Genomic DNA, 22,698 nt, shown 5'->3' on the forward strand with positions numbered 1-22,698 from the left:
GATTCCAAGAATTTAATAAGCCAAAGCAGTGCGATCTAGGTTGGCGTCGATAAAGCGTGCCCCGGCGATCTCGGTGTCGACAAACGTTGCACTGTACAGGTTGGTTTGGCTGAAGTTACTTGCAGTGAGGTTGGCGTTCATGAATGAAGCTTGCATTAAATTTGACGCGCTGAAGTCGGCGTTACGCAGGCTAGCCCGATCAAAATTGCTACCACGTAAGTCGGCACCAGTGACTTTGGCATTCAGCAGTTGTGTCGCAGAAAAATCACTTTTACTACCATTGATGCCAACCATATCTGCCCCCGTCAAGTCCGCCCCGCCCCAACTGGCATTTTCCAATTGTGCGGCACTTAGGCGCGCGCTTACCATAGACGTACCCGGCCCCGCTTGGCTACCATCTAGTAAGGCATTTTGCATATTCACACCGGTTAAATCTGCTTGGGAAAAGTTGGCGCCCGGTGCCAGACAATCTTGCAGATTAAGCCGTTGGGCACTTGCCCCGCTGAAATCAGCATGAGCCAAGCGCGCCCCGTTAAACCATGCTCCGTCTAGGTTGGCATGCGTAAATTGAGCGTGGTCCGCCATGAGGCGCTCGGCCCGTATGTTTTGCATCCACGCCTGAGTCAGGATCGCTGACTGCAGATTACAGCCGCTTAAGTCGGCGCTGGTAAAGTTGGCTTCTGTGCAATTGCTGTGTTGAAGGTCAGCGCCTCGCAAAATGGCACCAGTAAAGCTTGCTTGATGTAAGGTGGCTTGACGCAAACTACAACCGGCCATGTCGGCGGCGTCAAAACGGGTATTGCTGGCAAAAACATTATCCAAACAAGCGCCTTGAAGCTTAGCGCCCGAAAAGTTAGCCCCTGCTAGTATTGCCCCAGAAAAATCTAGGCCAGCTAAATCCAAACCGGCTAGGTTGGCGTAGCTAAGATCAAGCTGGGCACATGACTGCCCATTTTGCAGCGCATTGATCACAATTTGCCTATGTCGTATGGCCGCCCCGGCATCATGTAACGCTTCGGGTGCCGCTACCGTAGGCTGCGCAACAGCATGCGCAGCAGGCTGAGGGTAAGGGGTAATCACGTCGTTAAGGTGGCGCTCATGCGATGCTTGCTCCACCTGTTCCGGATTCTGCAAAATTTCTAGCAAGCTTTGAATTTCGTTAAAAAATCCGCTTAATGATCCATTACGCTCAACCAGACTTTGTGCGAGTTGACGTGTATGCGGATTCGCTTCCAATTGGCGTATAAACTCATCTTCGCGCATACCCGATTTTTGCAGCGAGTCCTCAAAATAGCTGCGTTGCTCTTGTATTTTTTGTAGTAATTGCTCACCGTCTAAATTACCCAACGCAATCTGAGTCTCTTCTGCAAATGGATCAGGCAGGTCTTGAAACAACTCGGGCTGCATCAGCCGCAAGCAGTTGTTCAAATATACGCCCACTTCATACTCAGGACTATCCGGCGACTCAAACTCTGCATAAAAAGCATTAATATCAAACCCTGTGCCATCAGCCACCGGCACGCACCCTCTAAAGATCAGCAGTCCTAATTGCGCTTCCGGTAATAACCAAACCGTATCTGCTTCGACAACAAGTTCCCGAAATTTGGCATCAGTCGTCCCCTCGGACTGGTGGACAAAAAAGCGCGGCCTAAGCTTTGGCACTTGCCCTTCTAAATAAGGGTGCTGCGGATGCATATTGCTAACACTGACGGCTTCGCCCCCCTGCCAGTATCCTTTGCGTTGCTGATCTTTCGGCGCGGCTAGAAAATAACGCGTATCTACTTGTACAGGCAAGTGCGGCCACCGCTCTTTCAGCCATTGCTCTGACAACGGTCCTAAGTAAGTACTACGCTGCGGCAAATCGGCCGATAAAGGGCCAAACCCTGCTGGCTCTGGCTTGTCGCTAGGCGAGAAAATCAGTTGATTGGGGTGTTCGATGTTTGGGAGTTCTTGTAAGCCATCCTGTCGTTCTATACCTTTACCATTTGGATTGGCCGCAAACTCTGGCCCACCAAAGGCATAAGATGAACTGATAGGCATACGCGCAAAAGGCTGGGGAGCAGAAATACCACCACCGACCGTAAAATGGCGATCACCGAACACCGCTAAACGTTTACTGACTGGGCCGACGTTGAGCGTCACTGCAATAGGTTGATCGTGATGATCTGCTGGCGGATAAGCATGCCCCACCGCTAAACACTCACCATTTGGCTTAGGCCAACATTCGTCAAAGATATTTTCGGCCCCAAGAGCAGGCGTAATGACATCCCAAAGTGAAGGGGTGTCAACGTGTTGCGTCTGACCTTCGGGACTCAATGCGAAAGGCACAATGATGCCAAAAGACATCACGAACTGTGACGGCGATGGGCTAAAGACCCGATGCAGCACTTCAGTCTGGGTAGGTTTAAAAACTTTTAAACCTGGAAGTTTATCGTGCATAGGGGCTCTCACTGACTAACGCTTGTCTGGGTAGCGGCATTTACTTGATTCCTAGCGGCCACCAGCGCTTCGTTCAACTTTTTATTAGCCGCCTCCAAAGCTTCCTGCTTCATTTGAAGAAGTTCAAACGCTTTTCTCTGAAGTGCCATCTCTGCGTTGAGCTTGGTGACTTTTTGCAAGGTTTTTTGTAAACCTGAGTACATAAGCCCTGGAGGGCCAGGATTCAGAATGGTAAAAGCGGATCCCATGGAAAGACCCATTGCATCAAGCTTAAGGGCTGTACTTCCAAACGTAAACACAGCTCCGCTGGTAGTTAATGACAGATTATTACCTGCCATACCCAACGACGCCATGCTGCTACACAACACTAACGATGCAGCACTTGGACCACCGGCTGAAGCAAACAGAGATGCCTCGTCAAGGGCAATACTTGATTTAGTTGCTCCTTTACCGCTTTGCAACATAATACCCTCAGTAGTGCACTGCACTAATGCCTCAGGCAAGCCAACTACAGGAGCAATGGCGGTGGTTGCTTCCTTAGAAGGGCTACTTGCTACCTGAATGACAACGCTTGTGTCTGACCTGATGCTCGCCTTTTCACTAACGTTAACACTGAAGTTTTTTCCCTGTACCTTAGTGCCTGTTTTATCGATTGCCAGTTCATTCATAGGCGACGTCCCACCACTAATACCTAGTGTTGTATTGCCGCCGGGCGGCCTCACGTACTCTGCTCCTTCCGTAGGACCCGTTAAAGCAATCTTGGAATCATTGATAGTAAGACCACTGGCTACGCTAGCCAAAGCATTCGTCTTAATCCCTAAAAAACAGGAGCCGACTTTGTCCATACTAAGCAGACTCGTTGGTTTGGTTTTTTGCTCAGCAAATATAATTTTATGAAAGAACAATTGAATCGCCGCAGATAAAGTACTGACAGCAGTAACCATAGACATCAAATCACTTAAGTTAATACCAAGATTAGGTATATCTAGCGACTTATCATCGGGCTCTTTAAATTTCATGACAACGACCGCTGTTGCAGCAGCTAGCATACTCGCTGCTTGTAAGGATAATAAAACCCCTAAAGCTTCCCTCAAGGCTTTGATCGTAACCAATTGAAGGGCATTATGACCCACGGCTCCGTTGTAAGAATCCATAACGGTAAAACTACCAGTCAACTTAGTCTCGAACGAATCTGTTTTGCCATAGCTAAGTTTTTTTCCGTAAGCCGCCTCAAGCTTGCTAGACATAGAAATGGAGGTCGCCAAAGCAAACGACAAATCACTTTTCGCTCCAATACTAATTTCCGTCTTAACACCCAGAGAGACACTTAGCTCTGACTTGCTCGAGAACTCTGATTTTCTTCCACCGAACCAGCTAAAGGCATCCCCTTTACTGACTGTCGCAATACCGGTAGCCATAGACCTTTTCCTTATCTACAAATACGTTAACCATGCGTTAAAAGATAACTTATTAACCCGCTTGATCTAGAATTTTTACAGAGTCAATACGAGGAACGGTGACATCGCTATCAAACACAGGAAAAGCACCTATGTAAATACCAGACTCCTGCTTCGGCGAATACATCGCAATACATTCCTTACCGGGCTTATCCACCAAATTCATCACATTACCGCTCTGTGTTCGAATGCCGTTACAACTAGGATTGACGCTACCGATAATATTGGGTGTTTCGGAGTTCGAGGCAGCCCCAACAATAATGGGTTGATCAGGGTCGCCCCCCACAAAGCCCACCAGCACTTCGGTGCCTTTCAATAATGGAAACTGCATGCCAATGCTTTTGCCTGCGTAAGGGGTAAGCATGCGCAACCACGTTGAACCCTCAGCGGCCGAGCGCTCGGAGTAGTCAAACATAAACTGAACTTTGTATTGCCCAAAGGCGTTCATCTCTGCATGGGGGCTTTCACCTTTGGCGTCGACGATGGCGTTCAGCACACCACTGATCACCGGCTTAGGTGTTAGGCATTGAGCTCTGAATTGCTGCTGCGCAGGTAGGGCTTCAAATGAGCATTGATAGAGTGATCCCGATTCGCCGTCGTTATGCTGTGTGGTTTGCCCTGCTAGGATAACGCCGGTTTGCGTACCTTTATGGCGTACCCGTGTCACCCAATACTTGGCGTTGTAGTCAGCCCGAAAGTGATGGGTGATATCAATAAATTGACCTGAGCGAACGCCAACTGCATACGCGTCGCCTTTAAACACCGAACCTTGTGTTGCCAGTTCCTCGGCACGCACTTGCGCTAGCCGTGCGGCTTCGAGCTCGCTGCGCAGATTGCCCCCGTAGTACAGATAGGTTCCGCTACGGCCTTGTGTAACAGATTGGGAGGATTTTAAATCGTCGCCTAAGCTGGCTTTGCGAAAGTTAAAGTCTTGCACCACCACGTTGCCGGGCACATGCGTTTTACGGCAGGTAAAGGCGGTGACGCTGCTGTCTTGCAGGCCCGTTTGCACATTCTCGGGTGGGGTATAGCGCAGCGTTAAGCTTGCCTCGGGTTGGGCTTCTTTGAAATCAATAATATTTAGGACTTCACCATTAGCCTGCGGCTGATCGTGATCGAAGAAATAATATAAGCCTTCAAACTCCATCCAGCGTGAAATAAAGGCGAGGTCTGTTTCTTGGTACTGGCAAATGAAGCTGCGTAAGCGGTAGTGATCGCTGTTTTTAAGCGTGAGCTGAACGTCAGAGCCTTTCAGATTATTACGGCTGAGAATAGCGAGAATAGCTTCCGTGCTACGTTGCTCTTGTGTGTAAACATCAGTAAGGTGAGTCAGGTTTAGCCGCCATAGGCGTGGTACCAAAACGGCACGATAAAAGTAGTAGTTATCCACATGGCCCAATTGCTCGAACTCAGCCAGCATACCTTTATACGGCGCAGAGCGAGTTTGGTCACGCGTCCAGATACGCAGCGTGGCCGGGCTATTCAGTACGCTGTCCAGATCGACGTTGGCAGTATCGCTTACCAAGGTGATTTCAAAACGAAAAAGCGTCGATACGGCTTCTTCACCTTCGAAGTGCACTACCTGAAATGTTGGTAGATCAGGCTGCTCAAGATCGAATGTAAAGAGCATTTCTTTTTTTGCAAAGCCAGCCATGAGGAGCCTTTTTGAAATATATCGATACGATTAGTTATAGCGTAACCCGAACTTGGGCCGGAAAACGTGCGTTTTCATCGGTTAGCCATGTGTCACGCCCTAAAGCAAGCCAGTTTTTATTGGGGGCTCCCAACTGTACAGGTTGCGCCGCACCTGGTCGCAGTTGTAATTCAAGCCGTACGTGTAAAGGGTCGAATAAATAATACCGGACAATCAATGAAAGTTTGTTGAATTCTTCTGCACCAGGCAATAAGGACAAGAAAAGCGATTGTTCAAGCTGATGTATTTTGAGGGTTAAGTTGCTGCGACGGCTACGCACCAACGATCCCGTGTGACTGTCTTCCCCTAGGGTACAAGCTTGTTCACCTAATAACATGCGCTGTTGAACCGGAATTGTCTGCCACAGCTCATCTTGTTGCACCACTTCTACCTCCGCGTCGGGGTATAGCGCCGCAATGATCGTGCGCAGCCCCATGGCTGATCGAGGAAATTGGCTAAACAGCCCCGCAAATCGCAACAGGTGATTAAAGCCTGGCTTCTGAAGCAGTTTGAGCGGCTCATTGATACCAACAAAGGTATGCAGTATTTCCAGCAGGCGGTCATCGCCGAACTCTTGGATACGTAGATGAGCACGTGGTTTTAGCCATGCCCGGAAAAACAGGGGGTAGATCGTCTGACTGACGATATCGAGAAAATCGCGGTTGCTGTGATAGCCATCGTGATGTTCGTCGAGTATGCGCTCGGAATAAAAATTGGGTAACGGCGAAGTCACCCCATACAGCCCTAAGAAGTTGGCAGTTAATTTAAATTTTCCGGGTGCTACTTCTTCAATGGCACTGAGGTCGGTGCCTGGGAAATGCAAACTGACATTTGGCCGCGTTTTTAAGGCGGGCTGCTCCACGCCTTCGTTTTGAGCAAGGCGTCGCAACAGGCGCATTGCCTGGAAAAATGAAAATCGCTCGCCTTGGCCAAGTAAACGTTTTTTCATAAAAGAACCTGCTGTCCCATTCGAATAGGCCATGTCATTTCAGTGCCGGTGTTTTTATCTCGCATCTCGAAGCGAATGTACGAGTTAACGCTGGCGTAGCACGACAAAAACTGCTCTAGTACACAGCCCCACAGGTAGAGGGCACCTGTACTGGCCCAGTTGTTTTCGTCGCAGGTCATCACTAAGTGCTGGCCTTGAATCATGGTGCCCCGAAATAGGCGCATTTCACGGGTAACCACCAAATCGAGAATACCATTGATTTGCCGCTCGTTCGCATTGCGCACGGCTTTGTCGTGGGTACAGGTTGAGTTATACAGCCTTAATATGCCGCGCAAGTTGTCGGCACTGGATAATGACAACAGGTTTAGTGTGGTGTGGCTGATGACGTCCCAAAGAAGCTTTTCGCCGCTAGGCGGGTCAATGGCTACCGTAACGGGGGTGATGTTCTGGAATGTAAACTGTTCGGGTGAGCTACTGGTAGCTTTTGATAAATCGCCTAGTTTCAGGCTGGCAGGTAAGGCACCGTTGGTGCAGGTGAGGTGCACCGATAAGGTTTCGTTTTCGGGAACCTGCTTGGGGCCGTAAACGACTGTCAGGTAAGTATCAATGCCCTCGCCCACCAGCGCTGGCCTCAGCGTGGTGCGATAACTGTTTTTCTCGCTGTGGCCAGACTGTGTCAGCAGTGAAAACGGAACATAGGTCTTGGCCCGTCCATCGCCTTGTACGTAACCGGTGACCTTATCGATGGTATAGATTTGGTAGTGCCGTTTGTGGGCACTATTCGGCACAATAAGGTGTTCGGGAAGCTCGTGATTCAGGTTAATAGGCTCGGCCTCTTGTCTGAACAAATTAACTACTGGGGTCACATTCAGGATGAGATCACGCGCTGTCAGTTGGGGCAGCTTGACCTGCGTCTTGTTAAAAATGAAGTCCAGACGAAATTTGCTACCCCGTAAGCGTCCCTGCCCTTTGCCTAGATCGCTTACTTGGAAAAAAAGAAACTTTTGCGGAAAGAACAACAGTTCCTGAAACCAGCTAAAAGCTGGGAAGGCATTATCGGGGTACGGAAACAATGACTCGGCCAAGCCCGGAAATGATATTTTTGGCGACAGCACCAAATTATTACCCTGTGCATCCAGCAAATGCACGGCTTTGAGCTGATTGCCTAGCAGCATCAACAAATTAGCCGCTGCCGAGGATTCAAGCGCTATAAATAACCTTAACAACGAGGGCAATTGAGTTTCGTCGTTGTCCTCGGTTGCTGAAAACTGCAAGCGTAGTGCTTGGCCGCCATCGGGCAGATCATCGCAGGTGACCACATCTAGTGTGATCGGATAAGCCTCTACTGGGGCCGTTGTTCTAAAGCGGCATGACACGCCGTCAATTTGAGTGGCTGCAATTTCAGTGCCGGCCTCGATACGGGTGAAGCTCGCTAGTTCAGTTTGGGGGGCGAAAGCCACCATAGAAGCGGCAGGCAGAGGACGCAAAAATTGAGGTACCAGCACACTCGCCAGTTCTTGGGCAATTTCCGGAAACTCATCATCCAGCTTCTGCCGCGTCAAACCATTCAGAAACGCAACCCCCTCAAGCAGTCGTTCGACATCCGGGTCGGTTGACACCGTTCCTAGCATGGGGGCGATGGCCGGGTTAGCTTGAGCAAATTCCAGTGCGTGGGAACGCAAACGGAGCAGTTCGTCGGTATAAAAATGGTTGAAACGGGTTGCCATGGCGGTGCTATTATCCGATACGTTATTCAGGCTTTTGGGTTTAAGGTTCTAACATGCGAGAAATTCGGTTATTAGAGCGGTTATCTGTGCTGGAAAATCCGAGCCTAGTGGTTGGACGCTCCCCTGATCGGCTGCTGCGAGACTCTATTGTGCTGCATTTAAGCGAATTATTGAATACACGCGAAGGTGCGGTGCCTATTGATCCTAATTACGGTATGCCTGATATGAGCAATATAGCGGGCTCGTTTGCTTTGGGTACTACTGAGTCGCTATCTGAGGCCCTAATTCGGCAAGTGGCTCGTTATGAAAAACGCTTAATGAACCCGCGAGTTACCGTGGAGCAAGAGAGTAAAGAGGTGATTACTTTACGTTTTGAATTAATGGGAGAAGTAGCCCCTATTCAAGAGGGAGAGCGCCCGCAGCCCTTCGCCATGATTATTCGTATTAATGCCAACGGCCAGGTGTTTGTTGAGCCCAAAACAGACCGCTAGTACCTGGAATGCCTTAACTGTCAATCGGAGCACAGGCGAACGCGTCATGGCAAGGCTCAGGTTAACCCGCTAGACTTAACAATGCCTGTTCGGGATTATCGCGAACCGTAAGCAGGTTTAAAAAGCCACTAATATCGAAGACTTCATATACCCGAGCTTGCAAACCACAGACCACCATACGCTTTTGCTGTTCACGTAACCGTTTCGCCAATAGCAGCACAACACGCAGGCCAGCACTGGACATGTAATCGACGCCCGTTAAATTGAGTATCCAATGACCTGACTCATTACTTAAGATGTCTAACAGTTGGCTTTCTACGTGCGCGGCGTTGGCACTATTAATTTGCCCGGTGACGGATACCAAAAGGTGATCACCCGCGTTCTCATGAGTAACGTTCATACCTACCCTTGCTGTCTGGAGTGTTGCTGGCGTGTAGCCTGACGAATCAACGTCAGCGACAGTGCTATTAGCGCTGTTTTTGCCATCGTAACACCAACACAACCTAACATAAGTGCCAAAGAAAAAAATATCCTTTTGATGGAACTTGCCGGGCAAGCTGGTTACAGATAGAAAGGATCGCTGCTAGATAAGCCGGCTACCATCGATTGTCGGTTAAACCAACGGGGATATTGTGCACCATGTCCATTCTTGCGAGCCTACCTATAACGCCTGGGGCGCAAGCCTTAGAGCAAGCCCAGCGTTGGCTGCAACAGCAGGCTTGTTTACATCACTGGCCAGAACCTATTTACTTTGCTTTTCAGCTCAGTGTAGACGAGGCGCTGAATAATATTTTGCAACACGGTTTTCTTGCCCCCCCCTTGCCAACTGACAGCATAAAGCTGGTGCTGCACAGCACACAACCCCAGCAGTTCATGATCGAGCTTATCGATAATGCGCCCCCCTTTGACCCTAGCAGAATGGAAGCCTCCGCTCTGGCTACTGATGTGGACTCGGCCCATATAGGTGGGCATGGCATACGCCTGATGCGTCACTACCTACACGATATCCAGTATGCCTACTTGCAGGGTCACAACCATCTTTATCTGTATGCCCGCTACCCCTAATACGACCGGCCTGCCGACCTTACTGCTTAATGCGCCCACGCTACTGATACGCCCCAAGGCGATTAGCACCAACTTAGCGGCGTTACGCGCACATGTGCACGCCTATGCAGGCAGCGCAGCACCGCGCCTATGGGCTGTATTAAAGGCCGATGCGTATGGTCATGGCTTAGTGCCCACGCTCAGTGCCGTAGGTTTGGCCGATGGGGTGGCGGTAGGCTCTTTGGCCGAGCTTTATGACTGTCGCGCGGCAGGATGGACTAAACCCATTTTACTGTTAGGCCTAGAGCAAGACGTCCTTCCCTTGGCCGACCCAAGCATAGGGCAGGTACATTTTGTCCTGCATGATGAGGCTCAAATTCACACTCTGGCGCAGTTGCCTCCCCATTTAGACCTTCACATTTGGCTACGACACGCTGGGCAACTGAACTTTAGCGGTTTAAAAGGACAGGCCTATGCACAGGCGTACCAACAACTGCAAGTCCTACTAAAAAGAAAAATTATCGCCGGGCTTGGCCATCTACAACATTATGCGTACGCCGAAGACCCTGTGCGCTTACAAAACGAGCGTGCTGCCATTCTGGAACTGCAAAAAGCCCTACCCGGCCCTTTATGCACTGAAAACTCAAGTGCTTTACTGGCATCCCCCCAGTTTGCGGCGCACACACAATGGGTGCGTAGTGGAGTGGCTTTATATGGCATTAACCCCTTGCCTGGCCCCAGCCCTATTGATCTACAAGCGGCGATGACGCTGCGCGCACCCCTTATCGCTATACAAACATTAGCCCCCAACGAACACTTGGGCTATCAGGCCAGTTATACCAGCCCACATCGTCGCCGTGTGGGTATTGTGCATTGTGGATACGGTTTTGGTTACCCACGGCAAATCGGCTCTGGGTGTCCTTGTGCAGTAGATGGCAAGGCAAGTGTGATATTGGGGCGTGTCTCGATGGATACGCTGTGTGTCGATTTACACCATTTACCCCACGCTCGCGTAGGCAGTCAGGTGAGTTTATGGGGTGAACATGGCATACATATTGAAGATGTCGCCGCTTGCGCGGGTACTATCGCTGCACAGTTGTGCACGGGCCTTACCGCGAGGGTGCAGCGCCATTATCTGCCTTAACCTCTTGCGGGGGCGCAAACAGCATAAAGCATAGGGTTAGCAAGGCATACACAAGGCCTAAGTAAAATAAGGCTGTACTCATGGACCCCGCCGCCAACAATATCGCAATAACCACAGGCCCCAACATTTGCCCCACCTTGTCGGCAGCACGCAAAACGCTGCTGGCGCCGACTGCCCCGTAGTGCTGCACCGGCCCAAGCGCCAACATATAAGCTGCTTGTGCCCCTGCGGCTAAGCAGCTGGACAGCGCTAAGCACAAGGTGGCCAATGCGATGCCCCAGACTCCGCCCAGCGTACCTTGTAGCATTAGTCCTACGCTTGCTACCCCTCCTGCAGCGATCAGATAATACTTGGTATGCAGTTTTCGGTCTGCCCAACGCCCCATTAAGGGGCCCACATAAATAACACATAGCCCATAAAGCATTAGTACGCGTCCCGCCGCCGCTGTGGGTGCGCCCAGTTCGGCCAAATACAAGGGTACGGCGTAATTAAGCAAACCCACTTGTGCTAGAGAAAAAGGTATCACGCAGGCCAGAAGCAATAGGCTAAAACCACGACAGGCAAGCAAGCTGCTAATACGCCCCCTACGATTATCCTGTGCTGGTGGCGCGGGCCTTGCCACAGGCGGGCTGTGCTGGCTCCAACGACGTAACGCCCACACACCTAGCAGCGGAAACACAAACAACAGAGCGCTACTAACAAACACCACCGGCGCACCGTACTGTTGGACTAACATAGCGCCCAAGGCAGCACCCGACAAATACCCTGCAAAAATGCCTGCGACAATACTAGCCATATTATGACCACGGTTAGCGACAGGGCTACGCTGTACCACGAAGCCCTGCAATCCCATCCAACTGAGTCCGTAAGCAAAACCTACGCCGCCTCGGGCTACTAAAAATGTCGTCATATCAGGCGCCCAGGCGCTTAACCCTGCCATCGCTATAGATAAAACCAAACCACTTAGCACGACGCCCGACCAACCGTGCCTATCACTCCAGCGTCCTGCACACAATGCGGCCAAGAGGCCGCAACCCATTTCTACGGTAATGGGTAACGCCATCCAGAAACTTTGCTGCTCAGGCTCAAGACCGGGAGGGAGCAACTGCCCCGCATACAGCGGTAGAAAACCTATAGGCATGGCCCAGGCAAACAAGAAGGCAAACATAATGGGACGTGCCAGTAAAGGTAGTCGCTCGGTGGCCACCTGTGTCAAACCAGTAACCAATCGCCCTATCGGCAGTTTATAGCCCCCCTGATGCCATAAACGTAGCAGTAGCAACAGTTCCAGTGCCGCTACCCCGGAGGCAACCGCTACGGTTAATGCCTCCCAGACACGTTCGTGGATACTACTTTGCAATGCCTGTTGATTGATGTGCGTGGCCAATATTGCCACGACATGGTCTGTTGCAGGATCACGCACCGGCAAAGAAAGTAACACTTGAACAGAATTTGCCAGTGAGGAATCCAAGGGCTGATCGGACCAGCTTAAAGTGAACTTTTCAATCAGTGATGAGCTGGCGGCTCGTTGGCTTAAGTAGTGCTCAAGGTCAGTGCGCTGCTCTAACATCACACCATACGATACCAAGCGCTCCAAATCGCTTTGCACGCTCTGAGCAAGCTCGGCCGCGCGTTCCTGAGCAATGTTTTGCCACGCATGTTGAAATCCATAAATGGTGTATACCGCGTAGAGCATTTGGGCTGCCAGCAATATGACCACCGGCGCAAAGCGATACGCCATTCGCGTCCATCGCGTCTGCTGGGGGGCGCAGCGCCTCAATACTAGCGTCATGGCCGCCGCCGCTACTACGGTGAGTACGGCTAACAGGATCAAGTTGGCCCGCAATACGCGTTGCTCCAAAGTGCTGTGTCCTGCCACGACCAGCCATGCGATAGGGCTAGCCTTGGATACGGCGCTGTTTTGCAAGAAGGGCAACGCTATTTCCACTTGCCCAGCCAACGATAGCCCTGTGCTAGCAGCTGCTGTGGTTAATAGTCGGGTAGGCTCACTTAACCATGCTGGGGGTGCACCTGCCTGCCTAATCACCTTGCCTTGCGCAGACACCACGGCCACGTACTGCGCCTGTGGCAAACGCCGCTGCAATTGCTCTAAGGTTTGCTGCAAACCATAATACTGCTCAAGCGATTTACCCAAGTTCAGCCCTAACTGAATGCGCTCCACCGTTTGCGCTGCATACAGATCAAATTTTTGTGCTGTGTTATCAGCCTGTAATCGCTGTAGAGCCGCTAAGGACAAGCCCCCCATCAACATCTGTGCTAGAGATAAAATAAGCAAACACGCCAAAAACAAGGGGGCCCAAGCAGGGGTTATGGCCTTTACGCGCGCAAGGTGTGGGAGGGCCATGTTTTAAGCAAGACGGTGAAAAAATGCCCAATAGGGAACTGTTGCGCACGCATTGTTACTTACCATTCTTAGGGATATGGATCAGATTTGTGGTCATGGAACGCCACCTTAGCGGTGACCAAGCCTATGCCATTGCCTGAACCAACAAGGAAGCCTGATGTCGTTACGTTCGTTGCGCAGCAAAATTTTTATTTTTGTGCTGACCATTTTGGTCTTGGGCGCGGGCTTAGTCATGGTGTTTAGCCAGTATGACGTTACCAGAACTATAACTCAACATGAGAACGTCGCTATTGATAACGTGCTTGAGCTGCTCGCGCATGACAGCACGACACGATGGGAAAATCTGCTTAATGAAAAGGTCAATGCCACCCAGCAGGCGCGCCAACCTCTGATTGAATACTGCGACCTCATTAGCGCTACCTTGCTCAGCTTTGCTGCTCAAGCAGAACAAGGTTTGCTCAGTACCGAACAAGCTCAAGCGTGGGCCTTGCAATGGGCCAGTAGCTTACGCACTAAGAGTAGTCAGCAAATTATGCTATTGGATGCTCAGCAACTTGTTTTGGCCGACAATAAGCATAAAGCGCAAGGTCAGTCTTTAGCTCAACGTCGAGACATTAAAGGCCGAGCCCTGGCAGAGATTGCTCGCCAAGAAGTCAACAGCAGCACCCATAGTTTTGTCATCTATCGTCACCAACACCCTAATGGGCAAAGCGAATTGCGCTATGCCGCCTTCATTTTGCTCCCCATATGGAATTGGACCATCGTGGTCAGCGATAGCGTGCAGTCCATGCATGATAGATTTGAGCGCTTTTATGCCACCATGCAACAGGCTGTAGAGCAGACCATTGCAGGCGTACAACTTACCGGCACGGGTTTTATCTTTATTTTAGATGAGCAACACGACAGGCTACACACCCTGCCCGCCGCGCAGCAAGCGCTGCTATACGCAAAGGATCAAGCGGGCATCAGTTTATTAGATTATTTATTGGCCCTGTCACCCAAGCAGGCGCAAGCCAATTTTATTTTCGACCCCCACACCAAGCAAGATGAATCTACATCGAATTACTGGTTGATTAAAAGCACCTACGTGAAGGGATTGAACTGGCGCTTGGTTGCCGCGGTATCGGCTGATGAGTTAGCCCAACCCGCCACCGCGTTACGCAATCGCATTGGCCTGCTGTTTTTAGCCGGCTTAATTGGGTCTTTACTGCTGGCGTGGCTACTGTCGGTTCGCATTACGCGCCCCTTACAGCAGCTTAGGCAGTTTGTGCGGCAGTTGCCCGAGCAAGACCTAAATGCACCGCCGGCGATCCCTGCCTATATCCAAACACTGCCTCACACGCTGCACGATGAGGTGGGCGAGCTTGCCACGGCTTTTATACATATGGATGCTTTATTGCGCGACAAAGTGCGCACTTTGCTGCAAGAAAGCGCCAGTCGAGAGCGTTTTGAAAGCGAGCTATCGATTGCTCGCGACATACAAATGGGTTTGTTACCTACCCCCTTACCCGCTAGTGTCACGCAGCATGTCGACTTATACGCGACGATGTTGCCTGCAAAACAAGTAGGGGGTGATCTTTACGATTACTTCATGCTGCCCAATGGCAAACTATGTATTGCCATTGGTGATGTGTCTGACAAAGGTGTACCTGCGGCCTTATTTATGGCTGTGACACGCACCTTAATCCGCGCTTGTGCGGAAGACGTGAGCGATCCTGCCCGGCTGATGGAGTCGGTCAATAATCGGCTATCTTCGAACAATCCCAACATGATGTTTGTCACCCTGATTCTGGCCGTACTCGACCTTGATACGGGTCAGTTACTCTGGGCAAACGGTGGCCACCCTCCTTTATGCGTGGTGGATACTCAGGGGCGACTGCAACAACTCAGTGGGCGCAGCGGCCCCGCTTGTGGCGTACAGACCGACTTATCCTACCAATGCTTTAGCACTGAGCTGGCACTAGGTGCTACGTTGTTTGGCTATAGTGATGGCATTGACGAAGCCTTGAATCCAGACGAGCAGGAGTATGGCAACGAGCGGCTGTTTCGCTTTTTACAATCGCCTGCGGCGCTTAGCACTACGGTTGAACAAGCCGTGCAAGCATTATTACGCGATGTACAAGACTATGCTCAAGGCCATGAACAGGCAGACGACATCACTTTGATTTCCCTTCGACGCAGGCCACTATGAAACCGCTGATTATCGCGCTGTTATGTTCTCTACTTTGTGTGCCCACTCTGTCTGCGCATGCTGAACCCCATGACGGGGCGCTGCGTGACGATAGTATCAGCACCGCTCCACAAAAAAATCAAAAAATACGGCGCTTGGGTTATGTAGAGGGCGGTGACTATGCCGACTATCCCCTTACCTTGGCGGCTATTGTGGCCGGTTTACAAGAGTTATCTTGGCTTAACCTGCCCCACGACCCTCCCGTCGATTTACGCGGTGAAGAACTCTGGCAGTGGCTGGCTCAGCACGCTCAAAGTGACTACTTGGAATTCGTGCCCGATGCCTATTGGCGACCTGGTAACTTTGATAGTTCACAACGCGCTCAGCTACGTGAGCAACTACACCATCGTTTCACTGAACAGCACGACCTGGATCTATTGATTGCTATGGGTACGTGGGCAGGGCAAGATCTACGGCAGTTAGGCCCGCCTATACCCGTTGTGGTGGCCTCTACCAGTGATGCGGTTGCATCAGGCATTGTGGATAGTGCACTCGATAGCGGCAAAGATAACCTTCACGCACGCGTCGAGCCCGAGCGTTACCAACGGCAATTGTCCTTGTTTCATCAAATCGTGCCGTTTACCTCGTTAGGGGTGGTTTATGAAGACAGTGACGAAGGTCGTAGTTATGCGGCGTGGGAAGCGGTTAATGAAGTGAGCCAAGCACTGGGTTTTAGCGTGGTACCTTGCCATGCACCCGCCAGCAACATTAGTACTGAGCAGGCCAGCCAGTATGCGCTACAGTGCTACCAGCAATTGGCTGAGCAAGATGTCGAAGCGGTTTACATTACCACTCATCAAGGGGTACATGCCGGCACCATTAAACAAATTGCCGATATCCTTAGCCACGCTGGCATACCCAGCTTTTCTATGGCGGGTGCCGCGGATGTGAAACAAGGTATATTGCTTAGCATGGCTCAGGCGAGCATGTCATCGCTAGGCCGTTTTCATGCCGAAGTTATCGCCCGTATACTCAACGGAGCATCGCCTCGTTCGCTGACTCAAATATGGGTAGACCCCGCCAAAATCGCCTTAAATTTACGGACCGCTCGTCAAATAGGCTTTGATCCACCGATTGATATTTTGTTGGCGGCCGACGAGGTGTTTCGCTAAGCTGGTGCCTACTGCTGTATGGCGTTAGGAGAAATTACTTGATGCTGTTCCAGCATCCATTGCAGGCGTTCCGCGGGATTTAAGCCTTGTGCACGGCGCCAACTCGCCAGCAAACGATCAGCACCGCAACGCTTAGCTTGCACGCCATACTGCACATAAGCTAAACAGCTTTGCTCAGAGGCGTCTAAACCATCTAGCGCCACCTCCAATACCTCTTGACACAAAGCAAGCACGGAAAGGTCGTCTAAGGCCTCAGTCATGGCGTTTACGCGCAAGGCCGCTAACTGCTCCCACCCCCAGCGTTGCCATAGCTGCGTGGCTTCTGCCACGTTACGCAGCAGACCCAGTTGTAACGCTTGTGGTGCAATAATGCTGCTTAACGCTACGTGGGAGCCAGCCTCTTGCAACAATACCGCATCAGGGAAATTTGCCCCCGGAGCGCGCCCCTCGATATACATCACCGCGCCACAGTCTGCCAGCAGTTGCTCTAGGCCCTGCGCTTGCTCCCACGCTCGTAGAAGCTGTAATAGCGGTGGGTAAACCTGTACGCTATAGCGCAAACGCGCATCTAAGAACATGGCTATTTGCGAATACACAAAATGTTCAGAGCGCGCCTGCAAAGATAACGACTCACGGCTACCTAAATAATGTGCGCTTGCTTGCCCCGCATACAGAAAATCTTGCAGGCTTAGGTTTTGGCAAAGCAAGACGCTTTGCGGGGACTTATAGCTTTGCCCTCCCTCCAACGGCAAGCTACGGCTTACCGTGGCGCGGCCAAACATCCATAGAAAGTAATCGGCTAAATCATGGAAAGGACGGTTGGGTAGGGTTTGCACGTGCCTGTCGCCTGCAAAGCGGGCTTGCGCAAACATACGTGGCCAAAGCGTAAGACGGTTTTCTTTGTAGGTCGTTTGCTGGCCCGCCTCGAGGGGGCTATTGGCGAATAAAGCAATGAATGCTGGCGCTAAGGCCAACATGGTATTCATTGCGGCAACCGCCTGCTGCACCGGCACTTGCGTATTGGCCCCATTTTGCGCTTTGGCGTCTAACCCCAAGTGATGAGCCCAGCCTCGATGTTCAGTCAATTCTTGGTAGATAGGCCGATCCACCCGTGTATGGCGATACCACGTTACGTCACAGGTCTGTTGTGGATGCTGGGCAGCATTCAAAATGGTGAGGCCTTCTGTCTGCAAGGCCTGTAAGCTGTGAGAAACCTCTTGACCCGCCCTACGGGCTAACTCTAACAGCCCGCCTTGCTTACTGGCCACAGGCCGTAATGCCGTTTCTAATAGATTAAAACCATTATCTAGGCCGCAATCCGCCTGTGATGTTTGCACGGCAGTCGCTCGGTCGCCCGTCATAACGAGTTCAGCCTTAGGCTCCGTGTGGGCTTTGATCCGCTGTAGTTCAGCAAAGTAATTGTTAACTGCCGCACTCTGACCACTAGCCGTACTGACTACTCCCATCTCTAACTCTAGACCCAACTGCGCCCCAGCTAAGGTACTAGCAGTATTTGATGTGTACATAGTTGACCTATAAATAAGTAGTTTCCTAGCTTGCAGCGGGGGAAGTGATCTGGCAGAATACAGCCCAACTTATGGGCAAAACCCGCAGCCCAAAAGGGGAAACTCTTGCAGCATTCCGCAGCCAGCCGCTTGGTATCACAACTAGGTTTGAACCTAGGTATTCAGGGTCTACAGCTTGACCAAAACGGCCTGTGTACTTTACTTGTTGACCAGCGCCACTTAGTTCACATCGCCCTTTACAAGCAGCACTACCTTATGCTGTCGTGCGGGCTGAAGCCGTCTCCTGAGCACGATCACTTTTTGTTTCCCGCCTTGTTACGCGCGAATCAGCATCAAGGGGCGGAAGGAGTGGTGTTTTGCTTAGATGAGCAGCAACAGATACAAGCACAACTAAATTTGGCACTGAGCCTGTGCGATGCCGATAAACTTATGCAGGCGCTGGAAACGCTACTCGCCGAGCTTGAGCGCTGGGAGACGTGGTCGTCTCCTGCCCAAGTTAGCACCAGCCAGCATGATGCATGGCGCTACCAAAACGTTTAACCCGATTTTTGAATCACACTTTTAATTGAATCGCCAATTTGTTTGGTGATTGTGCTTTGTATGTCTATTAGCATGGTCCACTGTTGGACCTCTTGTTGCATACGCAGCAGTTCAGCTTGGGTTACCGCGCCATCTGCCTTAGAGCCGATGCTAGCTAACGTATCACGCAGCTTTGCCTCTTGAGTGCTAAGCCCCTGATAAATAGACTGGTTTACCTGTGTAAGGCTCAAACCTTGTGAGCCGCCGTACATAGAATCAATTGCCATTGTGATGCTCCGGTGTAAAGGTAACTATTGCAGCCTACGGCTTACGTAGGTAGTGCTGGACAACATCTACTGCCGCTAAACATGCTTGATTTCCCGCCTGATAAAGCTCGTATTGCTCGGTAGACAAGCCTTTTGCCATTTCCTGACGAATACGTAAGCTCATTTGCTGCAACTGCTCTTGAAGCTCTTGCGCTTTCTGGCGCCCCTGCTCCCCAACAAGCTGTTGCTCTAAGTCAGTCAGTAGGACAGGAGGCTTTGTCGTCATGGTACGCCATGGTTGAATTTTACGGATAAGTGCTATCTTAAGTAACATGATAAGCCGTAAAGTTCCCCGCCCGTCGGCTTTTTCACTCAATCTATGGCTTATCGGGGTATTGTCAGTCTGCGTCCTGCTTGAAACACCAGCTGCTTTGGTTCTATCGCTAGTAAACGATAGCCTTGGTACGTGCCGCCTTGCAACAACTTTGCCCCATCTGCGAGGACCACATAAGGCTCTGGCCCACTTACTACGCTACGAATGATAAAAGGCAAGATGGGCTGTTGGTCTGCCTGATCCAGCTGTACTCGCGCCCAAAAGCGTTGCTCCCACTGCGGTAATAGCTGATTTAAACGCTCATGTTGCTGAGCGTCTAGGGCGTCAGCATCTAACACTAAGTGACTACCTTGCCAGCGCAGCAGCACCTCTGTCAGTCCTGCTTCGTGTAGGTCAGTCTCCACCCTATCTAAAACCTGTTCAGCCAACAAGTAGTCTTCTTTCTGAATTGTTATTTGCGGATAACGCGCTTGTATTTGGGCTAACAACTCTGTGCGCTGCGCTGGATCTAAGGCAATGCCTTGAATTTGGATTTGCCCCTGCTGAATGGCAAACTGCTGATACACAGGCAAATTGGCGGTCATTTGCTGCAACTCACTCAGCACTTCATTCCATGCATAAACTTGCAAGGCGGGCATAGGCCAGATTTGTGTCAAAGCCTGCGCTAGGGCGTCACGCTCAGTGCTTGACCCTACCCAACCCTGCACTGCTAAGGAACCATCATCGAGCACCGCTACTTGTAAGGCTTCGCCACCCACTACTTTATCCAGCAAGTTTTTTACTTGCTGGGGGTCTGCCAAAGCGGGGGCCGTTGGCGCAGCACTAGGCTCTGGAGCGCCCCACCAAGGCCCCATCACCGTGAACAACCCCCCTAGAACGAGCAATAACACCGCAGCGATCAGTACCGGGTAGCGGCCATAAAATGTTGTCTGCGTAACAGACTGCGTAGGAGCTAAATCGGGCTGCTCCCGTGAAGCAGATATGCCAGAGCTGTCTGATTCCGATAACGAGCTACTTGTTGTTGGTATGGGCAACACGGGCCATGGCTGCTGTGGCGTAGCAACGGTGATACTGATGGCCCCCCATTGAACCACCTGATTAAAGGCTATCAACTCACTTTCACCCACACGCCACCCTTGCTCCTGACAACTTATCACTACCGGCTCGGGCGGAAGGTCTGGATCGGCAAGAAGAATGTCACAATCGTTGCTTTGCCCCAGGCGCAAGACAGAACTTATCGGCGCCGTTGCACCTTGGTGCAGACCTGACAGTATACGTAGTTCATAAGTGGGACTCATCACAACAGCCAAGAAAAAAGCACTATGCCAGCGGCAACTCAATACGCGCTAAGGGTTGCACATTGACCTCCAATGTCAACTCTTGGTATGAAAGCACTGATAGCTCATACAAATCAGCTTCAATCATTTTTCTGACATAGCGCCGTATGTCCATGGACGTTAATAGTACGGGATTATGCCCGGGCGTCAATTTTCCTACCGCCTTCTTGATGCTATCGAGCACTTTGCGATTCATGTCAGGATCCAAGGCCAAATAGCTGCCCACCGCTGTTTGTCGTATGGCGCCACGGATTAGATCTTCTAAGGCAGGCGACAGCAAATAGGCCGGTAATATATTTTGTCCGCTTGCGTACTTATGGCTAATGTAACGCTTCAACGACACGCGCACGTAGTCCGTAAGCAGTACCGTGTCTTTTTCCTTTTGCCCCCATTCGGTCAAAGCGCCCAGCACATTCCGTAAGTCACGCACGGAAATGTTTTCTGCCACCAGACGCTGCATGATTTCTGCCATTTTCTGCACTGGCATGACCCGCAGTGCTTCTTTCACTAAGTCAGGGAAATCACTTTCCATGCCATTGAGCAGAAAGCGGACCTCTTGAATATCCATGAAATCTGCCGCTTGTTTGAGCAATGCCAAGCGGACATGCCAGCTCATAACTTGTATCTGGGTCAGATAGGTCAGGCCTGCCGCTTGCAAGGTGTCCTGCCATTCAGACTGTACCCACAGGCAGGGATCTCTTGACCAGATTGGAGCCCCTTCCACAAACGAGAGCTGTAAATTACGTAAATTTTGTGGTTTGTCACGCACCAGCACGCACTCAGGCTTTATATAGCCCTGAGTAATAGGAACCTCATAGACTAAGAGACTATAAGTGCCTTGGGCCAAGCTATCGTTAAAGCGCAGGTGAATATCGGGATAAGGCACGCCCAGCTCTAAGTACAATGCTTTGCGTAGCAAACTAAGCTCGGCGCCCAACTCGGCGGCATCGATAGAGTCGCGAAAATTACCCGCTAAGTCCAACAATATAGGTAAAGCGGGAGCAAACACCGCCTCTTCTGGTTGCGCAGTTTGTTCCTGCCCTGGCGCCCTGTCACTAGTGCCACCGCCCTGAGCAGTTTTACTTTGCTTGTTGCCCGCACGCACTAACACAAAGCCCACTACCCCTACAACACTTCCCAGTATTAAAAAGGTCAATGTAGGCATGCCTGGTATTAAGCCCATCCCGACCGCAATCGCTGCCGCAATCAATAAAGCTTTAGGCTGCGCCAGCACCTGAGCACCGATATCTTTACCGACGTTAGAAGCTTCCTTTCCCGTTTGCACTCGGGTAACGATAATGCCCGCACAGATGGCAATAAATAAGGCAGGTATTTGAGACACCAAGCCATCACCGATGGTCAGAATGGAATATACCTGTACGGACTCGCCCGCCGTCATACCACGTTGCATGGTGCCGATAATGATACCGCCCAACAAGTTAACGGCCACGATAATCAAGCCGGCAATTGCATCGCCTTTAACAAACTTCATGGCGCCATCCATGGCGCCGTACAACTGACTTTCTTTTTCGATTAACGAGCGACGCTCACGCGCCTCTTCCATGTCGACCGCACCGGCACGCAAGTCAGCATCAATAGCCATTTGCTTGCCGGGCATCGCATCGAGTGAGAACCGGGCCGCTACTTCAGCCACCCGCTCCGCACCTTTGGTAATCACAATAAACTGCACGATGGTCAAGATCAAAAAGACCACCAAGCCAACGACTAGGTTGCCACCCACCACAAAATTACCGAAAGTCTCAATAATGTGCCCGGCGTCAGCTTGCAGCAAAATAAGACGGGTGGTGGCAATAGAGATGCCCAAACGAAATAATGTGGTGACCAATAAGACTGAAGGGAAGGAAGAGAATGCCAAAGGTGAAGGCAAATACATGGCCACCATTAACAAAATGGCCGATAAGGTCATATTGGCGCCAATCAACACGTCCACCAATGCCGTAGGCAAAGGCAGAATCATCATGAAAATAATCGCGACGATTAAAAATGCCAAGAAAATGTCGTTACGACTTGTCAACCAACCTACGGTGCGCAATATAACTTGCAT

18 protein-coding genes are annotated in these 22,698 nt (G+C 50.9%); 6 read left to right on the forward strand and 12 right to left on the reverse strand.

What is annotated here, in order from left to right; all coding sequences use genetic code 11:
• Positions 1-12: 12 nt before the first annotated feature.
• From OSH01_RS03090 to tssF, 5 genes are read right to left on the reverse strand one after another with little or no spacing between them, the layout of a single operon-like run.
• Positions 13-2,439, reverse strand: coding sequence for a DUF2169 family type VI secretion system accessory protein (locus OSH01_RS03090; RefSeq protein ID WP_266122574.1), 2,427 nt, complete (start codon positions 2,437-2,439; stop codon positions 13-15).
• Between the two features lie 8 nt (positions 2,440-2,447).
• Positions 2,448-3,857, reverse strand: a complete 1,410-nt coding sequence (locus OSH01_RS03095; RefSeq protein WP_266122575.1) for a hypothetical protein — start codon at positions 3,855-3,857, stop codon at positions 2,448-2,450.
• Positions 3,858-3,909: 52 nt separating this feature from the next.
• Positions 3,910-5,550, reverse strand: a complete 1,641-nt coding sequence (locus OSH01_RS03100; RefSeq protein ID WP_266122576.1) for a type VI secretion system Vgr family protein — start codon at positions 5,548-5,550, stop codon at positions 3,910-3,912.
• Between the two features lie 34 nt (positions 5,551-5,584).
• Complete coding sequence (gene tssG / locus OSH01_RS03105; protein ID WP_266122577.1) at positions 5,585-6,538, reverse strand: type VI secretion system baseplate subunit TssG; 954 nt, start codon at positions 6,536-6,538, stop codon at positions 5,585-5,587.
• Positions 6,535-8,265, reverse strand: coding sequence for a type VI secretion system baseplate subunit TssF (gene tssF / locus OSH01_RS03110; protein WP_266122578.1), 1,731 nt, complete (start codon positions 8,263-8,265; stop codon positions 6,535-6,537). Before tssF ends, tssG begins: the two co-directional genes overlap by 4 nt.
• Before the next feature lie 53 nt (positions 8,266-8,318).
• Between tssF and tssE the strand changes: the two genes are divergently transcribed.
• Complete coding sequence (gene tssE / locus OSH01_RS03115) at positions 8,319-8,756, forward strand: type VI secretion system baseplate subunit TssE (protein WP_266122579.1); 438 nt, start codon at positions 8,319-8,321, stop codon at positions 8,754-8,756.
• Positions 8,757-8,817: 61 nt separating this feature from the next.
• On the opposite strand, the gene OSH01_RS03120 is transcribed toward tssE, so the two are convergent.
• Positions 8,818-9,156 carry an STAS domain-containing protein gene (locus tag OSH01_RS03120; protein ID WP_266122580.1) on the reverse strand — a complete coding sequence of 113 codons (339 nt, stop codon included), beginning with the start codon at positions 9,154-9,156 and terminating at the stop codon, positions 8,818-8,820.
• A 239-nt stretch (positions 9,157-9,395) separates the two neighbouring features.
• Between OSH01_RS03120 and OSH01_RS03125 the strand changes: the two genes are divergently transcribed.
• Complete coding sequence (locus OSH01_RS03125; RefSeq protein WP_266122581.1) at positions 9,396-9,821, forward strand: ATP-binding protein; 426 nt, start codon at positions 9,396-9,398, stop codon at positions 9,819-9,821.
• The gene (alr, locus tag OSH01_RS03130) at positions 9,805-10,944 is read left to right on the forward strand and encodes an alanine racemase (RefSeq protein WP_266122582.1); all 1,140 of its coding nucleotides are present in this window, start codon (positions 9,805-9,807) and stop codon (positions 10,942-10,944) included. The genes OSH01_RS03125 and alr overlap by 17 nt, the downstream gene beginning before the upstream one ends.
• On the opposite strand, the gene OSH01_RS03135 is transcribed toward alr, so the two are convergent.
• Complete coding sequence (locus OSH01_RS03135) at positions 10,910-13,309, reverse strand: MFS transporter (protein WP_266122583.1); 2,400 nt, start codon at positions 13,307-13,309, stop codon at positions 10,910-10,912. The two genes, alr and OSH01_RS03135, sit on opposite strands and share 35 nt — an antisense overlap.
• Positions 13,310-13,466: 157 nt before the next feature.
• Between OSH01_RS03135 and OSH01_RS03140 the strand changes: the two genes are divergently transcribed.
• Together OSH01_RS03140 and OSH01_RS03145 are read left to right on the forward strand one after the other, a co-directional pair.
• Positions 13,467-15,500, forward strand: a complete 2,034-nt coding sequence (locus OSH01_RS03140) for a SpoIIE family protein phosphatase (protein WP_266122584.1) — start codon at positions 13,467-13,469, stop codon at positions 15,498-15,500.
• Positions 15,497-16,651, forward strand: a complete 1,155-nt coding sequence (locus OSH01_RS03145; RefSeq protein WP_266122585.1) for an ABC transporter substrate-binding protein — start codon at positions 15,497-15,499, stop codon at positions 16,649-16,651. The genes OSH01_RS03140 and OSH01_RS03145 overlap by 4 nt, the downstream gene beginning before the upstream one ends.
• Before the next feature lie 8 nt (positions 16,652-16,659).
• Here the strand turns inward: OSH01_RS03145 and OSH01_RS03150 are convergent, their stop codons facing one another.
• Positions 16,660-18,177 (reverse strand): glutamate-cysteine ligase family protein, encoded by a 1,518-nt coding sequence (locus tag OSH01_RS03150; protein WP_266122586.1) that lies wholly within the window; start codon positions 18,175-18,177, stop codon positions 16,660-16,662.
• A gap of 105 nt (positions 18,178-18,282) precedes the next feature.
• Here OSH01_RS03150 and OSH01_RS03155 point away from each other — a divergent pair, with 105 nt between their 5' ends.
• The gene (locus OSH01_RS03155) at positions 18,283-18,717 is read left to right on the forward strand and encodes a CesT family type III secretion system chaperone (protein WP_266122587.1); all 435 of its coding nucleotides are present in this window, start codon (positions 18,283-18,285) and stop codon (positions 18,715-18,717) included.
• Here the strand turns inward: OSH01_RS03155 and OSH01_RS03160 are convergent.
• The 4 genes from OSH01_RS03160 to sctV all read right to left on the reverse strand — a co-directional run bounded on the left by OSH01_RS03160 (position 18,714) and on the right by sctV (position 22,698).
• A complete protein-coding gene (locus OSH01_RS03160; protein WP_266122588.1) occupies positions 18,714-18,983 on the reverse strand; it encodes an EscF/YscF/HrpA family type III secretion system needle major subunit in 270 nt (89 codons plus the stop codon). The two genes, OSH01_RS03155 and OSH01_RS03160, sit on opposite strands and share 4 nt — an antisense overlap.
• Before the next feature lie 34 nt (positions 18,984-19,017).
• Complete coding sequence (locus OSH01_RS03165) at positions 19,018-19,248, reverse strand: EscE/YscE/SsaE family type III secretion system needle protein co-chaperone (protein ID WP_266122589.1); 231 nt, start codon at positions 19,246-19,248, stop codon at positions 19,018-19,020.
• Positions 19,249-19,346: 98 nt separating this feature from the next.
• A complete protein-coding gene (gene sctD, locus OSH01_RS03170) occupies positions 19,347-20,594 on the reverse strand; it encodes a type III secretion system inner membrane ring subunit SctD (protein WP_266122590.1) in 1,248 nt (415 codons plus the stop codon).
• 22 nt (positions 20,595-20,616) lie between these two features.
• Positions 20,617-22,698: a type III secretion system export apparatus subunit SctV gene (sctV, locus tag OSH01_RS03175; RefSeq protein WP_266122591.1), complete on the reverse strand. Its 2,082-nt coding sequence runs from the start codon at positions 22,696-22,698 to the stop codon at positions 20,617-20,619.

The organism is Alcaligenes endophyticus (assembly GCF_026344035.1).
Taxonomy (GTDB): domain Bacteria; phylum Pseudomonadota; class Gammaproteobacteria; order Burkholderiales; family Burkholderiaceae_B; genus Alcaligenes; species Alcaligenes endophyticus.

What these genes read in the sequence shown, in the direction of transcription:
- tssF (WP_266122578.1), bottom strand. Translation starts at nt 8,265, where the DNA reads ATGGCAACCCGTTTCAACCATTTTTATACCGACGAACTGCTCCGTTTG.
- OSH01_RS03090 (WP_266122574.1), bottom strand. Translation starts at nt 2,439, where the DNA reads ATGCACGATAAACTTCCAGGTTTAAAAGTTTTTAAACCTACCCAGACT.
- OSH01_RS03165 (WP_266122589.1), bottom strand. Translation starts at nt 19,248, where the DNA reads ATGACGACAAAGCCTCCTGTCCTACTGACTGACTTAGAGCAACAGCTT.
- OSH01_RS03100 (WP_266122576.1), bottom strand. Translation starts at nt 5,550, where the DNA reads ATGGCTGGCTTTGCAAAAAAAGAAATGCTCTTTACATTCGATCTTGAG.
- alr (WP_266122582.1), top strand. Translation starts at nt 9,805, where the DNA reads ATGCCCGCTACCCCTAATACGACCGGCCTGCCGACCTTACTGCTTAAT.
- OSH01_RS03095 (WP_266122575.1), bottom strand. Translation starts at nt 3,857, where the DNA reads ATGGCTACCGGTATTGCGACAGTCAGTAAAGGGGATGCCTTTAGCTGG.
- tssG (WP_266122577.1), bottom strand. Translation starts at nt 6,538, where the DNA reads ATGAAAAAACGTTTACTTGGCCAAGGCGAGCGATTTTCATTTTTCCAG.
- OSH01_RS03145 (WP_266122585.1), top strand. Translation starts at nt 15,497, where the DNA reads ATGAAACCGCTGATTATCGCGCTGTTATGTTCTCTACTTTGTGTGCCC.
- OSH01_RS03120 (WP_266122580.1), bottom strand. Translation starts at nt 9,156, where the DNA reads ATGAACGTTACTCATGAGAACGCGGGTGATCACCTTTTGGTATCCGTC.
- sctD (WP_266122590.1), bottom strand. Translation starts at nt 20,594, where the DNA reads ATGAGTCCCACTTATGAACTACGTATACTGTCAGGTCTGCACCAAGGT.
- OSH01_RS03150 (WP_266122586.1), bottom strand. Translation starts at nt 18,177, where the DNA reads ATGTACACATCAAATACTGCTAGTACCTTAGCTGGGGCGCAGTTGGGT.
- tssE (WP_266122579.1), top strand. Translation starts at nt 8,319, where the DNA reads ATGCGAGAAATTCGGTTATTAGAGCGGTTATCTGTGCTGGAAAATCCG.
- sctV (WP_266122591.1), bottom strand. Translation starts at nt 22,698, where the DNA reads ATGCAAGTTATATTGCGCACCGTAGGTTGGTTGACAAGTCGTAACGAC.
- OSH01_RS03160 (WP_266122588.1), bottom strand. Translation starts at nt 18,983, where the DNA reads ATGGCAATTGATTCTATGTACGGCGGCTCACAAGGTTTGAGCCTTACA.
- OSH01_RS03135 (WP_266122583.1), bottom strand. Translation starts at nt 13,309, where the DNA reads ATGGCCCTCCCACACCTTGCGCGCGTAAAGGCCATAACCCCTGCTTGG.
- OSH01_RS03125 (WP_266122581.1), top strand. Translation starts at nt 9,396, where the DNA reads ATGTCCATTCTTGCGAGCCTACCTATAACGCCTGGGGCGCAAGCCTTA.
- OSH01_RS03140 (WP_266122584.1), top strand. Translation starts at nt 13,467, where the DNA reads ATGTCGTTACGTTCGTTGCGCAGCAAAATTTTTATTTTTGTGCTGACC.